The organism is Aeromonas piscicola (assembly GCF_000820005.1).
In the GTDB taxonomy this organism is placed as follows: Bacteria; Pseudomonadota; Gammaproteobacteria; order Enterobacterales; family Aeromonadaceae; genus Aeromonas; species Aeromonas piscicola.
This window is the reverse complement of sequence record NZ_CDBL01000056.1, coordinates 93773-108430: the sequence shown is the minus strand read 5'-3', so window position 1 is coordinate 108430 and position 14658 is coordinate 93773. Positions and strand designations below refer to the sequence as shown.

10 protein-coding genes and 1 riboswitch are annotated in these 14658 nt (G+C 62.2%); of the genes, 6 read left to right on the top strand and 4 right to left on the bottom strand.

Going from position 1 to position 14658, the window contains the following annotated elements:
• Positions 1-48: 48 nt before the first annotated feature.
• Positions 49-2661, bottom strand: a complete 2613-nt coding sequence (locus BN1128_RS14775) for a glycosyl hydrolase family 18 protein (protein WP_042870079.1) — start codon at positions 2659-2661, stop codon at positions 49-51.
• Between the two features lie 111 nt (positions 2662-2772).
• Positions 2773-2860, bottom strand: a riboswitch (cyclic di-GMP riboswitch).
• Positions 2861-3033: 173 nt separating this feature from the next.
• Positions 3034-6534 carry a hybrid sensor histidine kinase/response regulator gene (locus BN1128_RS14770; protein WP_042870078.1) on the bottom strand — a complete coding sequence of 1167 codons (3501 nt, stop codon included), beginning with the start codon at positions 6532-6534 and terminating at the stop codon, positions 3034-3036.
• 222 nt (positions 6535-6756) lie between these two features.
• Between BN1128_RS14770 and BN1128_RS14765 the strand changes: the two genes are divergently transcribed.
• The 3 genes from BN1128_RS14765 to BN1128_RS14755 are packed head-to-tail and all read left to right on the top strand — an operon-like array spanning position 6757 to position 8820.
• Positions 6757-7377, top strand: coding sequence for a DUF2975 domain-containing protein (locus BN1128_RS14765; protein WP_042870075.1), 621 nt, complete (start codon positions 6757-6759; stop codon positions 7375-7377).
• A 7-nt stretch (positions 7378-7384) separates the two neighbouring features.
• On the top strand, positions 7385-7594 hold the full coding sequence (locus tag BN1128_RS14760; RefSeq protein ID WP_005311752.1) for a helix-turn-helix domain-containing protein: 210 nt from the start codon (positions 7385-7387) through the stop codon (positions 7592-7594).
• A gap of 17 nt (positions 7595-7611) precedes the next feature.
• A complete protein-coding gene (locus tag BN1128_RS14755; protein WP_042870074.1) occupies positions 7612-8820 on the top strand; it encodes a hypothetical protein in 1209 nt (402 codons plus the stop codon).
• 102 nt (positions 8821-8922) lie between these two features.
• On the opposite strand, the gene BN1128_RS14750 is transcribed toward BN1128_RS14755, so the two are convergent.
• Both BN1128_RS14750 and BN1128_RS14745 read right to left on the bottom strand, forming a co-directional pair.
• On the bottom strand, positions 8923-10062 hold the full coding sequence (locus BN1128_RS14750) for a 3-phenylpropionate MFS transporter (protein WP_042870071.1): 1140 nt from the start codon (positions 10060-10062) through the stop codon (positions 8923-8925).
• Positions 10063-10341: 279 nt separating this feature from the next.
• On the bottom strand, positions 10342-12435 hold the full coding sequence (locus BN1128_RS14745; RefSeq protein WP_042870068.1) for a TonB-dependent hemoglobin/transferrin/lactoferrin family receptor: 2094 nt from the start codon (positions 12433-12435) through the stop codon (positions 10342-10344).
• Between the two features lie 187 nt (positions 12436-12622).
• Here BN1128_RS14745 and BN1128_RS14740 point away from each other — a divergent pair, with 187 nt between their 5' ends.
• From BN1128_RS14740 to BN1128_RS14730, 3 genes are read left to right on the top strand one after another with little or no spacing between them, the layout of a single operon-like run.
• Positions 12623-13606 (top strand): ChaN family lipoprotein, encoded by a 984-nt coding sequence (locus tag BN1128_RS14740; protein ID WP_042870064.1) that lies wholly within the window; start codon positions 12623-12625, stop codon positions 13604-13606.
• Between the two features lie 20 nt (positions 13607-13626).
• Positions 13627-14178 (top strand): cysteine hydrolase family protein, encoded by a 552-nt coding sequence (locus tag BN1128_RS14735; RefSeq protein ID WP_042870062.1) that lies wholly within the window; start codon positions 13627-13629, stop codon positions 14176-14178.
• Between the two features lie 39 nt (positions 14179-14217).
• The gene (locus BN1128_RS14730; protein ID WP_042870059.1) at positions 14218-14622 is read left to right on the top strand and encodes a hypothetical protein; all 405 of its coding nucleotides are present in this window, start codon (positions 14218-14220) and stop codon (positions 14620-14622) included.
• Positions 14623-14658 lie beyond the last annotated feature (36 nt).

Below are 14658 nucleotides of genomic sequence, written 5' to 3'. Positions count from 1 at the left end.
CGGGAAAAAATGGGGGCGCATGATGCGCCCCCCGAACAGGTTCAAACATCAGGGGCAGCTGGCGGCGCCTATATCCTGCCAGACGTCGTGCTTGCCGGGCTCATTGCCCTTGGTCCAGTACTGGGCCTTCCACTTGCGGCCGTTATGGGTGGTCAGGTCACCGGCGTTGTAGGCCACACCGGCATCCCAGCCCAGCTGCACCTGGCTTGTCAGCTTCCACTGATCGGCGCTGCGGCTCGGCTCATTGCCCTGGGTCCAGTACTTGGCCTGCCACACCAGCTGGTTATGGCTCACCTTCTCGCCACCGTTGTAGGTGGTCGCGGCCTTCCAGGCCGGCCAGTTGACCGCATCAGGATCCGTGGCACCACAGTCGCCGCCACCGCTGACCGGGGTCACGGTGAGACGGGTCTTGCCCTGGGCATCCAGCGCGCCGTCGGTCACCGTGACCGTGAGGTCATAGCCGGTCTCCACTGTCACGTTGGGGCCAGTCACCACCAGGGTCTTGCTGTTCTGACCGCTGGCGCTGAGCCCTGCCGGCACGCTCCACTGATAGCTCAGGGTGTCACCGTTGGGATCGGTGGCGTTGGCAGTGATGCTCACCTGCTTGCCAGCCAGGACCGAGACCTTGTCCTGCACCGTCACCACCGGTGGCAGGTTGGGTTGCGGCGCCTTGTTGGTCACGACAACCTGATCCTTGGCACTGAGGTTGTGATCGTCGGTCACCGTCAGTTCGAACACCAGATTCACGTCCTGGCTGACCGCATCAACGCTCACCTTGGCCTTGGCCTGGTTGGCATCGCTCAGGGTCGCCTTGGGACCGGAAACTTGGGTCCAGCTGTAGTTCAGTACGGCCCCTTCCGGATCGCGGGATGAGGAACCATCCAGCACCAGCTGGGCCGGCCCGGTCACCGCGAGATCATTGCCTGCGTTGGCCACCGGCGGCTTGTTGACCGGCGGTGTTGTGCCTTCGCCGTTGCCCAGCCCCTCGTGCATGGCATTGAGGATGTCGCCGTTGTCGGCGTCGATTTCCCAGGCGAACATGCCGCCGAGCTGGTTGGCCAGTACGTACTGCCCCTTGGCCTTGACCGAGCGATCGTCATCGAAGGTGATGAGCTCGCCGGTGGAGGCCTTGAACACATAGGGCGCCTCGGCCACTTCGTCGTAGCTGTACTGCCAGTCACCGGCCATCTTGCCCTTGGCGATGCCACGGTAGTCGATGACCCCCTTCTCCCAGATCCCTTCCGCTTCGCTGCCCGCGATGGGGCCGGTGGCGGTGCCGGTGAAGGGGTTGTTGCCCTGATAACCGCTGACGCCGGTCCAGCCACGGCCATACATGGCCGCGCCCACCACCACCTTGCCCGGATCCACGCCCTGGCCCAGCAGCGCCTTCACCCCCTTGTCGGTGGTGTACTTGGTGTTGGGATCCCAGCTCGCTTCATAGAGCGCGGTCTGGTGACCCAGCCCTGTGTTGGTCCAGGCGCCGTTGAAGTCATAGCTCATCAGGAAGATGTGATTCATGTATTGCTGGGCGGCGCGATAGTCCACCTTGGCAATCTTGTCACCGCCGGCGCTGATGGCGGAGGTGAGCTCATAGGTACGGCCCGTCTCTGCGCTCAGCTCGTCGAGCATGGCGCGCAGCTCCTTCATCAGGAGCACATAGGTCTCGCCATCGGAGGCGCTGCCCAGGTTGGGGTTGGCTCCCAGACCACCCGGGAACTCCCAGTCGATATCCACCCCGTCGAAGAATTTCCAGGTCTGCAGGTACTCCTTCACCGAGGCGACGAAAGTGTCGCGCTTGGTCTTGTCACCAAAGAAGAAGAAGGGGTCGGAGAGGGTCCAGCCGCCGATGGAGGGGAGAATTTTCAGGTCCGGATAGGCCTTCTTGAGCGCCATCAGGTTGCCGAAGTTGCCCTTGTAGGGCTCGTCATAAGCGGTGAGATTGCCCTGCCCCATCTGGATGGCGGCCCAGGGATCGTGGATGGAGACCTTGAAGTCCTCGCGCCCGGCGCAGGAGCGTTGCAGCGCCTCGAAACTGCCCGCGATCTCTTTCAGGCTGTCATTGATGCCATTGCCCCCGCAGATGGGAGTAAAGCCGTAGAGGATGTGGGTCAGGTTCTGGGCCGGGACCTTGTCCACGGTGAACTTGCGACCATAGACGCCCCACTCCACATAGTAGGCCCCCACCACCTTGCCGGACTTGTTGGCGTAAGGCTTGTTGTTCTCCTGCAGTGGCGCCTTCAGCGGCACCAGGTGGCTACCGTCGGTGTCGGCCACCAGGATCTCTTTCTTGTCGGAGAGGGTGCAACCATCGGCGTTGCACAGGGCTACCTGCATCTGGTAGCGACCCCCCTTGGTCACCTTGAAGTTGGCTGTGCCGGCGGCGGAGGCAGCGCCTGACCACACCTCCTTGCCATCGAGCAGCACCTTGGCGGTCTGGCCGACATCACCGGACCAGAGGTTCCAGCTCACGCTGACCGGCGCGCCATCGGCGTGCACCTTGAACAGTTTGTTGTAGGAGGTGGCGGCTTGATCCACTTCGACGATGGCGAACTTGGTTTCACCCCAGCCGATGGTGGGTTTGCCGGGGGCGGCAGCGAACGCGGAGGAGGCACACAGACCCCCGACCAACAACGCCAGTACTGAGGGTTTTGGACTTAACATAGTTGAATATCCTTATTTCGTTCTTGGAATTAACAACGAAAAAGGCAACGCCAACCAGACAGGTAACGCAGACAACATCGCGCCATGGCTTGGCCCATGGACGAAACAACCTGTGGTGGCCCCGCTATCCTAGGTACTGCTGACCCTTAGACCGGAAGCTTTGCGTCCCGGACTTTCGTCCGGTTTGCCTTTTGCACAACTTGATTTGCGACAAAAAATAATCGCAAGTTGAATATAAGGAGTTAAACGAGGAAGGGCAAACCCCTGACAGGTTATTAATAAGCCACTTTTTATCGGAAAATAGCCCCAAACGAGCAAAAAGGACGCTTTGTTGTGTAAGAAAGCGCCTATCTTGACACCTCGGGGCTGAGATTAAAAATCAGACGAATTACTTGTTTCGTGATCATCATCAAGTTTGGCCGGCCGCAATATGCTGTTCATCAGCGCTCGCAACTTGAGCGGCTTGACCGGTTTGCTGATGTAGCCGTAGCCGTGTTCACGGATCTGCGCCTGCAACTCGCTCTTGCGATCCGCACTGATGATGATGCCGCCTATGTCGTTGCCATGGGCGAGGCGCAGCATGTGCAATGCCTGCAAGCCTGTCTTGCCGTCATCCAGGTGGTAATCGGACAGCACCAGCTGCGGCAGGAAGCCGCCGGCGATGAGATCCTCCGCCTGAACCAGACTCTGGGCGCAGACCACCTCGCAACCCCAGCGACCCAGCAGGGAGTGCATGGCGATGAGAATGTCGCTCTCGTTGTCGATGCAGAGCACCCGGATCCCCTCCAGCTGGCTGTCCCGCTGGGCGGGCGCCGCCACCTGCGTCGTTGCGACAGGACGGGTCGCCAGATTGAGGGTGATGGCAAACACGGATCCCGCCCCCGGCCAGCTGCGCAGGGTCAGGTTGTGCCCCAGCACCAGGGCAATGCCGCGGGCGATCGCGAGCCCCAGCCCCAACCCCTGCTCCTTGGCGGTGCGGGAGTGATCGAGGCGGGAGAACTCGTCGAAGATGGCCTCCTGCTTGTCGGCCGGGATGCCGGGGCCGTTGTCCCACACCTCGATGCGCACCTTGTCCCCCAGCCGGCGGCAACCGAGCAGCACACGGCCACCCGGGTTGTAGCGAAACGCATTGGTGAGGAAGTTTTGCAGCACCCGACGCAGCAGGCGCACGTCGCTGTACACGGCCAGCTTGCTCTCCACCACCGAGAACTGTATGCCCCCCGCCTGAGCCAGCACCCCGAACTCCGCCTTGAGGTTGTCGAACACGTCGTGCAGGGCGAAATCGAGCTTTTTAGCCTTGAACTTGCCCGCCTCGAGCCGCGAGATGTCGAGCAGATCCGTGATCAGATCCTCGGTCGCCCCCAGCGCATCGTCGATGTGACGGGCGATGCGGGCCGTCTCATCCCGGGGTGGCAGCATCTCAAGCAGGGAAGAGGTAAACAGCTTGGCCGCATTGAGGGGTTGGGTCAGATCGTGGCTCACCGCCGCCAGGAAGCGGCTCTTGGAGTGGTTGGCCCGCTCCACCTGCTGGTTCACCAGCAGCAGCTGGCGGTTGAGCTCAGACAGCTCGTGGGTGCGTTCGGCCACCCGTGCCTCCAGGTGTTCGTTGGCTTCCCGCAGCACCCGCTCGGCGTCGCGAAACGGGGTGATGTCGGTAAAGGTCATGACGAAACCGCCGGCCGGCATGGGGTTGCCCTGCATCTCGATCACCCGGCCATCGGGTCGCTCCCGCGCCGAGATATGGGGGCTGCCGCGCAGCATGAAAGCGACCCGCCGCGCCACATGGGCCTCGATATCGCCCGGGCCGCACAGCCCCTGCTCAGCGTTGTAACGGATGATCTCCTCGATGGATCGCCCCATCTGGATGAGGCCCGGCGGGTAGTGGAACAGCTCTATGTAGCGCCGGTTCCAGGCCACCAGCTTGAGCTCCCGATCCACCACGGAAATCCCCTGCCCCATGTGCTCTATGGCCCCCTGCAGCAGGCCGCGGTTGAAGCGAAACACGTCGGAGGCCTCGTCCACTATGGTGGCAATCTCCTCGAGCTGCATGTTGCGCCCTTGCAGTGCCGACGCCAGCACCAACCGGGCGGACGAAGTGCCAAACACCCCGGCCAGCAGCCGCTCGGTATGGGCGATAAGCTCAGCCGAAGCCTGCATCTGGGGCGCCAGGGTGCCGCCCCGCTCGCCGGCGAAACGACCGAAGGCCCGCTTGACCCGGCTCGAGCCGACGAAACGGGCCGCCAGCATCTCCAGCTCCTTGACCGAGACCCGCGCCTGATAGAGGGCCGTGGTATCGCGGCTCGGCTTGCCGACAAAGTTGGCCGCCTGCAGCCGCTCGCTCACCGCCGCCCGCGACAGCAGGGAGCCCGCCACATAGCCGAGCAGGTTGAGCAAGAGGCTCAGGAAGATGCACCAGGCCCCCAGGCTCAGATCGCGAAATGCGGGCCAGTCGGGTGGCGCCAGCAGGGATTCCAGCGGCGAGCCGGCCAGCAGGCCACTCTCAGCCAGCAGGGTGACAAACCAGAGGCTGACCCCGAGTGCGAGGCCAAGATAGACCCCCTTGCGGTTGCCGTGCCGCCAGTAGAGGCCGAGCAACAGGGCGGGGGCAAACTGGGCCACGGCGCCAAACGACAGATAGCCGATGCGCGACAGACTGGTGAGATCCCCAAGCCAGAGGTAGAGCCCCCAGGCCGCCAGCAGGATCAGCAGGATGGCGCCCCGGCGCACCTGCAGCAGCAGCCGCACCAGCCGCTCGTCGCGCCCCTGCTGCCAGAAGCGGCGCAGCAGCACAGGCAGCACCAGATCGTTGCTGACCATGATGGCCAGGGCAATGGTACAGACGATCACCATACCGGTGGCCGCCGAGGTGCCGCCGAGAAACGCCAGCATCGCCATGCCGTCGAAACCGAGCGACATGGGCAGGCTGATCACATAGGTATCCGAGGCCATGCCGGCCCCCACCCACTGCTTGCCCGCCAGCGTCAGCGGCCAGATGAAGAGCCCCATCACGAACAGGTAGAGCGGGAACAGCCAGCGCGCCCAGTGCAGATCCTGGCCCTGATTGTTCTCCACCACGGTCACGTGGAACTGGCGCGGCAGGCAGATGACGGCGCACATGGCGACCAGAGTGTAGATGGCGAGCTCCAGCAGACCGCCCGGCGTCACCGCCACCACGGCATCGAGAAAGTCGCTGGCCACCAGGGTGCGGGCCTGGCTCGGCTTGCTCAGGATCAGCCAGAGCGCGAAGCCCCCCACGGTCACGAAGGCGAGCAGCTTGACCACGGATTCGAAGGCAATGGCTACCACCATGCCTCTGTGGTGCTCGGTGGCATCCAGGTTGCGGGTGCCGAACAGTATGCTGAACAGCGCCAGCAGCAGAGCCACGCCGAGGGCCAGTCCGGCGGTATTGCCAGTGGGGCCGGCAGACACAGAGTTGGCCATCAGCAGATCCAGTCCGGTCACTATGGCTTTCAGTTGCAAGACCAGATACGGGAGTATGCCCATGATGGCGATCAGCGCTATGACCATGGCCAGACGCTGGGACTTGCCGTAGCGGGCGGCGATGAAGTCGGCAATGGAGGTGATGTGCTCACGCTTGGCCACCAGGATGAGGCGGGCCAGCAGTCGCCAGCCAAACAGAAAGACCAGCATGGGGCCAAGGTAGATGGGCACTGGCGACCAGGGGGATTCACTCGCCTGACCGACGGTGCCGAAGAAGGTCCAGGAGGTGCAGTAGACCGCCAGCGACAGGCTGTAGAGCAGGGGTTGCCCCTTGAGGCGGCGGCGCTTGTTCTTGTCCGCCACATAAGCGATCAGAAACAGCAGCCCCAGATAGGCGAGCGACAACCCGATCAGCAGCCATCCCTGGTGCATCTGTAACCTCTTGTCCATGTTGAATATTTAAGCGCGGCAGCTGCCAGTCTAGAGAGGTGCCCGGAAAATGTCATCTCCTTCTTGTGCATCAAGCCTTATCGTTTTTCAATAAAAACCCCTTGACTGAATATCGAAAAACGATAAACATTGGCGCCAGATTATCGATAAACAGTAAGCATATGCCGCACTGTGCGGCCCATGGCATCTATCACGAGGTATAGGATGAAATACAACAAGCTCGAACGCATGAGCAGCCTGATCGAATGGATCCTGCTGTTCGCCCTGCTGGCCACCCCGATCATGACGGTGCTGGGCACCTGGTCCCACCTGCTCGGCGGCAGCGACTACCTGCAGGACGAGCTGATCAGTGCGCTGGCTCAGGAGGGTGACAAGGTGCTCAATGGCGTGCCACTCACCATGGGGGAGGCTACCGCCGCCCAGCAGGCCGCCCCCACCACCTCGGTCAGCGACTATCCGCTTGGCCTTGGTACTCGCCTGCTGGCTACCCTGGTCATGCTGCTGCCGGACCTGGTGTTCATGCTGATCCTGTGGCAACTGCACCAGCTGTTTCGCGGCTATCGGCACGCCATGCTGTTCACTTTCAGCCAGATCCGCCGCTACCGGCTGATAGGCTTGCTGCTGTGTGCCAGCTTCGTCACCAAGATCATCACGACCCCGCTACTGGACACAGTGCTCACCCTGCCAGGCCCCGAGCTGCACGGCACTATCAACATCAGCTCGTCGGACTTCCAGTTGCTGCTGGCCGGCTTGATTGTCTCGGCACTGGCACTGGTGATGCGCGAGGCCAAACAGCTGGCCGACGAACAACAACTGACGGTGTAAGGATCCCATGCCCATCATAATCCGGCTCGACGCCCTGCTGGCCGAGCGCAAGATGACAGCCCGTGAACTGGCCCAGCGGGTCGACATCACAGAGGCCAACCTCTCCATCCTCAAGAACGGTCATGCCAAAGCGGTCCGCTTCTCCACCCTTGAAGCCATCTGCCGCGAGCTGGGCTGCCAGCCGGGTGACCTGCTGGGCTATGAGCAAGAACGCTAACCCGCAGGAACGACACCATGACCCTTCCACCCATCATCCAAAGCCTGTTGCTGCTCCCCTTCTGGGGAGCAGCCGTCCAGGCCCCGCCCGGCCCAAGCTATCAGCTCATGGCCAGCGCCAAACCCGACACCCTGCTGATCCGCTTCACCCCGGAAGGGACACAGCCTTTCACTCTTCTGCCCGCCCGTACCTTGCGCGGCACACCACAACAGGGGTTACCTGCTCTTACCTGTCTGGAGAGCGGCGCCAGGGTCAAGCCAGGCCAGCCCATCCGGTGCCGCGAGCTGAGCTGGCAGGTGACGCTCAAGCCAGTACCTGCAACCGGGGCCGATGCCTCGGCCCAGCAGAACCTCTACTTTCCACAAGGCGGCTGGCTGGTCACCGAATGGGGGAATTTCCCACGCCAGCAGGGTGCACAACCGGGTCAGGTGTGCCTGCCGGATGGCCAGTGCCACCCCATGCCCCGCATGGACGAGCCGCCACTGATCCTGCCCTTCGCCCTGCCAGCGACAACCCAGCCTCGGCAGGGAGCACGTCTGCAGATCCATCACGATCAGATGGCCAGGGCGCTGAATATCGCCAGCTTGCAAAAGAAGCTGGAAGCCATCATCGATTACCTCGCCTTCCAGCTCGATGCCCAGCCCCCACGCAAGCCCTGGCAACTGGTTTGGCTGGCGCGCGACATCAGTACCCACTCGCTGGGAGGCGCCGCTGGTGCCGGGGCCTTTGTCGCCAACTATCCGGTCAGCGATAACCAGCCCACCGCCGATGCCCCACTGCGCCTGCTGCGCACCAGTGCCCACGAGGCGGTACACATGCTCGACACCCGGGCCAGACCGACCTGGGTCGCCGAGAGCCTGGCGGAGTACCTTGCCATCAAGTCGCTGCACCGCTTCCGTCTGGACACCACCACGGCCGCCGACGAGCTGGCGCAGCGCAAAGACCACCTGCCCCATGCCAAGGCAGGCCTCTATCGGGCCAGTGATGCGGTCAAGGCGGGAGATCTCTCCTACTATCCCCTTTTCTACGTGAAAGGAAGCGCCTTCTGGGAGGCGCTGGATCTGGCCCTGCAACACCATCACCGTACCCTGTCGGCACTCTTGCCACACCTCTCCTGGCAAGAGGATGGTCGCTTCGATGCGGCCTCCAGTACCTTGCTGGCGGGCACCCTGGGCGCCGAGGTCTGGCACGCCCTGATCCGCCGCTATCTGAGCGAGCAAGCGTGAGGCGAGCGCCATGCAAAAAGGGGAGCACATGCTCCCCTTTTCTCTGGCTGGCGCCTTCATCTTCGGCCAGGACATTTTTGGCCAAGACATTGTCGGCCAAGATCAGGCGGAAGCCGCCTCGCCAGGGCGCAGCCGCAGGAAGAAAACGGGCACCACCACCAGCACCATGATGAAGAAGATGCCGCCACCCAGCGGCTCGAACAGCAGGCCGCACAGCGTCATCAGGGCGGCCACCGTCATGCCGAGCCCGAGCGCCGCGTAGAGCGCCTGGGTGGGGATCAGCTGCTCGGCCGGCAGCTGGCGGGTCATGAAGCGCACGGCGCCGAGGTGGCTGACGCAGAAGGTGACCGCATGGAGCAGCTGGCCCGCCACCAGCACCAGGAGCTCGGTGGATGCACCGAGCAGGATCCAGCGCACCACGCACCCGATCGCCCCCACCAGAAACAGGCTCTGGGCGCCGAACCGGTTGAGGAAGCGCTTGTCGGCAGCGAACATGCCTATCTCCGCCACCACCCCCAACGCCCACAGATAGCCTATGGTGGTGCCGCTGTAACCCGCCGCCTTCCAGTGCATGGCGCTGAAACCGTAGTAGGCGGCATGGCTGCCCTGCAGCAGGGCAGAAATCAACAAGAAACGGCGCACCGAGGGGGACTTGAGGGTATCGAGCAGGGAGGCTTTCGCCCGCTCCCCCTGAATGTCCCGCGGCGCCGGATGCAGCGGCAGCCAGCTGAGCAGCAACATCAGCACCAGCCCCGCCACCATGGTGTGCAGCACCCAGTCGCTGCCAAAATTCCCCACCAGGGCCCCGACCAGGGTCGACGCGACTATGAAGGCAAAGGATCCGCACAGCCGCACCTTGCCGTAGTCGAGGTGCGCCTGCACCACCATGCGGGTGGCAAGTGCCTCCCCCACCGGCATCAGGGTCGGGTAGATGAAGTTCGCCACCAGGGTCAGCCCCACCAACCACCAGAGGCTGTGACTCAGATAAAAGCCGAGGAAGGCCAGCAGGCTCAGCAGACAGAGCAGCCGGGTAACGGGCAGCAGGTGCCCGGCCCCCTTGATCTGCCCCATCACCAGCAGGTTGCCGGCGAAGCGGATTGCCATCCCGGCTCCCAGCAACAGACCTATCATCTCGGCGCTCACGCCGATCCCCTCCAGCCAGAGCGACCAGAACGGCAGATAGGCACCATAGACGAAGTAGAAGGCGCCAAAGAACAGGGCTAACCAGGAGAAGGCGGGCATAGATCCTCGACAGCGGGAAGAAGGGGCACAAATGATAACCGATTTGCAGGGGAGGATCCTGCGATCCCGAGGGGAAGCAAAAATGAAAAACATCAATAAAATTGAACTATTGCCACAAGAGCGGAGTCTATTGAGTAACACCACCTCCTGGTTAGTGTTGCAATCTTTCCACCCGCTTCTGGCGGGTTTCTTTTTTTAGCGGCCGTGGGCCGGTTTCAGTCCATAGAAAAGGGGCCTCGCGGCCCCTGAGTCATAAGATGTGCGTGCTGCTCACCGACATTAGAAGACGTACTTGACCCGTGCACTCAGGTTGCGGCCCGGCTCTGTCTTGTTGCTGGTGTTGGTCGTGGCACTCAGCCCCGTGATGCTCTCGTAGCTGACGTACTCCTTGTCAAACAGGTTGAAGACACCGACGTTGAGCTGCAGATCCTGCATCGGCTTGAACTGGGCATAGAGATCCACCACGCCCCAGCCCGCGCTCTTGATATTGTCATTGCCCCTGGCATCCTTGCCCACCTTGTTCATGTCGTCGGCAAAGCGCAGCGCCGTGTTGATGTTCCAGTTGGGCTGCTCCAGCCGCACACCCAGGCTGCCGTTGAGCGGGCTCAGGCTGTTGATGTAGTTGCCATCGCCATCCTTGCCTTCGATGTAGGCCAGGTTGCCCCAGACGTTGACCAGATCATTTAACCAGTAATCCGCCTTGGCCTCGGCCCCCTTGGTGGTCGCCTTGTCCAGGTTCTGGTACTGGTAGACGGTGGTACGCCCTTCGGTGCTCACCTGACCCAGCTCGATGAAGTCGTCAAACTTGTTGTAGAAGGTCGCCACTTCGTAGCTGAAACCGCCGGCACTACCGCGCACCCCCAGATCGATGCCGTCGCTGCTTTCGGGCTTGAGGTTGGTGTTGGGCTCGATGCGATAGCCGTACGCCTGATGGTTCAGGGTGGAGAAGGCGTTGTCATACATGGGCGCCTTGAAACCATGGCTGTACTGGGCAAACAGGTTGGCCGCCTCGTGAGCCTTGAATACCAGCCCCAGCTTGGGCGAGAACTCCCCTTCGGAGAAGCGCTTGAGCTTCTCGCCCGTGTAGGCGGGGTCCTCATCCGGCGTCATCTGGTAGTAGTCGTAACGGGCACCCGGGGTCAGCACCCAGCGCTCACCAAACTTGATCTCGTCAAAGGCCCACAGGGCACCGTGCTCGCTGGTGGTAGAGGGGAAGCTCAGCTCGCTGTAGCCGACGAAATCCCCCGGTACGGTCGGCGCCTTGAAGCGGGTCCGCTCGTTGTCGGTGTGCTCATACTCCAGACCCCAGGCCAGACGCTGGCTGGCCAGCGCCTTGCTGAACTTCACTTGGGCCCCCAGGCTCTTCTGCTCGAAGCCGTTGCTGTCCAGCGAGTTCTTGGTCACATAGGGGTTGGTCGGCTTGACCGGGTACTTGGACGAGGCGTACTGATCCAGGGTCTGTTTGGTGCGAGCGTAGTAGATCTTGCTGTCGATGCGATCGACCCAGGGCGCGTTCAGGGCGATGCCGTGATCCAGCACCAGCGAGAGGTTGTCCGTGTCCTTGTCGGTGATCGGCTGATTGAAGACGGAGGCGGCCTTGGTGAGATCAACGGCATCCGGATCCTGCCCTTCGCTGAAGTAGTCGACGGTCAGCTTGAGGAACTGATCCTCGCTCAGGTTCCACTTGCTCTTGAACAGCACGGCCTGGCTGGCGATGTCGAATTCGTTCTTGTCGCCGTCGTAGTTCTGGGTCACACCGCCGTCACGCCAGGTGTAGCGCAGCAGGTTCTCGAACTCGCCGCTGCGCAGGGCACCGGTGAAGCCAGCCATCTTCTGGTGACTGCTGGAGGCATAGCCGGTGGTGGCGTCCAGATAGCTGTCGCGGCCCTTCAGGAAGTCGCCGGCGTCCTTGGTGGTGATGGCGATGACGCCTCCCAGCGCATCTGAGCCGTAGGCCGCAGAGGCGGGTCCCTTGACCACCTCGATCTGCTTGATCATGTCGGTATCAAAATAGCTCTGGCCCACCCCGCCGTTCTTGTAGGCGTCGTTCTGGCGCACGCCGTCGCGCACTATCTTGACCCGGTTCTCACCCATGCCGCGGATGATGAAGGTCTGGGCATCGCCGGCGCCGCCGAGGGCGGTGACGCCCGGCTCGTAACGGAACAGGTCGGCGACATTGCTCACCACCTGCTCTTCAATCTGTTCGGCCGTGATCACCGAGATGGGGCCGGAGACATCCTCCAGTTTTTGCTCCATCCGTGAGCCGCTGACGACCATGACTTCATCTGCTTTCTTGTCCGCCGCGAAGACCGGGGAAGCGAGACCAGCTGCCACAGCAAGGGCAACCAGCGATAGGGTGTTGTTATGGGCCACTGCAAATCCTTATTGAGAACTGTTATCAAACAGCTGGCATATTACTCAGCCCGCAACAAAGATCAATAATAAACGGAATCATTCTCATTTTCTTTTGTCGTAATTAGGTTCTACACTATTCCCCTCTGTTTTCCGGCCCGCCATGCTGCCATTGTATGGCTCTGGCTCTGCTTCGTTGTGAGATACCATGACTCGATTACTGCCCCTGTTCACCCTTCCCCTGCTGCTGGCCGCCTGCACGACAGTGCCCGATGACGATGCCGGCACCCTCTACCACTATCGGCTCAGCGCGGGTCAGAGCGATACCAGCCAAGGTGAGCTGACGCTGACCCAGGCGGTGGATCAGGTGGCGGACGCCGACATAGTAGTGGTGGGCGAGCTGCATACCCACCCGGCCGTGCACCTGCTGCAGGCCCGCCTGCTGGCGGGGCTGGAAGAAGCATCCCGAGCCGATGGTCGTGCCCTTGTGCTCTCCATGGAGCAGTTCAGCCGTGCCGATCAAGCCGTGGTGGATGCCTATCTGGCCGGGCGCATAGGTGAGGCGGCCCTCATTCGCGATGGCAACGCCTGGCCCAACTACCAGAGCGACTATCGCCCGCTGGTGGAGTTCGCCAAACAGCACCATCTGCCGGTCATCGCCGCCAACGCCCCCAAACCACTGGTGAGCTGTGTCGGTCAGGAAGGGTCCGCCTGGCTGGACAAGCTCCCCGCCAGTCGTCGCAGCCAGCTCGCCCGCGAACTCACGCTCACCGATGATCCTTACCGCCAGAAATTCATGGCCTCGCTCCACCACGGTGATGCCGACGGCAATGCCCGCCGCTTCGCCGCCCAGACCAGCTGGGATGACACCATGGCCGAGAGCATGGTCGATTATCTCAAGCAGCATCCCGGCCGGCGCATCATGCACATCGCCGGCAACTTCCACGTCGAGGGAGGGCTGGGGCTCGCCAGCCGCATCGCCAGCCGCAACCCGGCACTCAAGGTGGCACTGGTCGTGCCAGAGACAGAACCGCAGAACGATGCGCACGCCCCCACCGGGCGGACCGCCGACATCCGGGTGCGGATCAGCCCCCTGCCAGAACGCTGGCTAAATGCCGATGAAATGAAGCAAGATATGGGCGCACTGCATCAATCCCGAAGCCGTGACTGCAGCCAGTGGCTGCAACCCTGAAAATTGCCTAAGGATTTCATATGGATGTGTTACTGGTTATCGACATGCAACAGGGGTTGTTTACCAATCCCCGCCATCAGGACGCGCAGGTCATCGCCAACATCAACCGCTTGGCAGACAACGTGCGGGCCAATCAGGGGCGTGTCATCTATGTGCAACACGACGCACCGGGTTCTGAACTGGAACCCGGCAGTGCAGGCTGGCAGCTTCACGCCGATCTCACCCCGGGCCGCGGCGACAGCCGGGTACGCAAGACCGCCTGTGACAGCTTCCTCGATACCGAGCTCGGCTTCCTGCTGGCGGAGCAGGCAGTGGACAGGCTGCTGATCAGCGGCTGTGCCACCGATTTTTGCGTCGACACCACGCTGCGCAGCGCCGCAGCGCAAGGGTTTGACGTATTTGCGGTGACGGATGCCCACACCACGGCGGATCGCCCTCACCTGAGCGCGGAGAAGATCATCGAGCACCACCACTGGATGTGGCAACATCTGAGCCTGCCAAAGGGCAGAACCGTGACCCTGCTCACCACGGATCAGCTGCTCGAGGCCATCCAGCCCGAGCTGGCGTGTTAATCTGCCGCTCTTGAAGTGATCACCCGATTGGAGTCTTGTGTGCGTCTACTGTCTGCCGTTGCATTCATGCTGTTGTTACCGGCAATCACTGCCTGCTCCGGTTTGCCGGGGCAGCAGCCGGATGGCCCGGCCCCCCTGTTTCGAACCCATATCAACGAAGAGGGGAGCAAGCGCTTCACCTTTGAAGCCGCGCCACTCGACACCCTGCCCACCCGGCTGCAGGAGAACGACGGCAGTCGCCTCAGCCGCAGCAAGAGTCTGCTGGAACGGCGTGATGCGCTGCAGGATGCACAGTTGACCCAGACCCTGGCCGAGCGGAAGTATTGCCGCGATGGCTATATCGTCCTCAGCCAGACCTCCTGGAAGATCCGGGGCGAATGCAACGAGACGGCCAATCAGGCCGATCGCGATGCCTTCCCCAACAAGGCCTCCTGGCAGGACTAGCGCTCAGAGGTGACACGCAATAAAAAAACGGGCAGC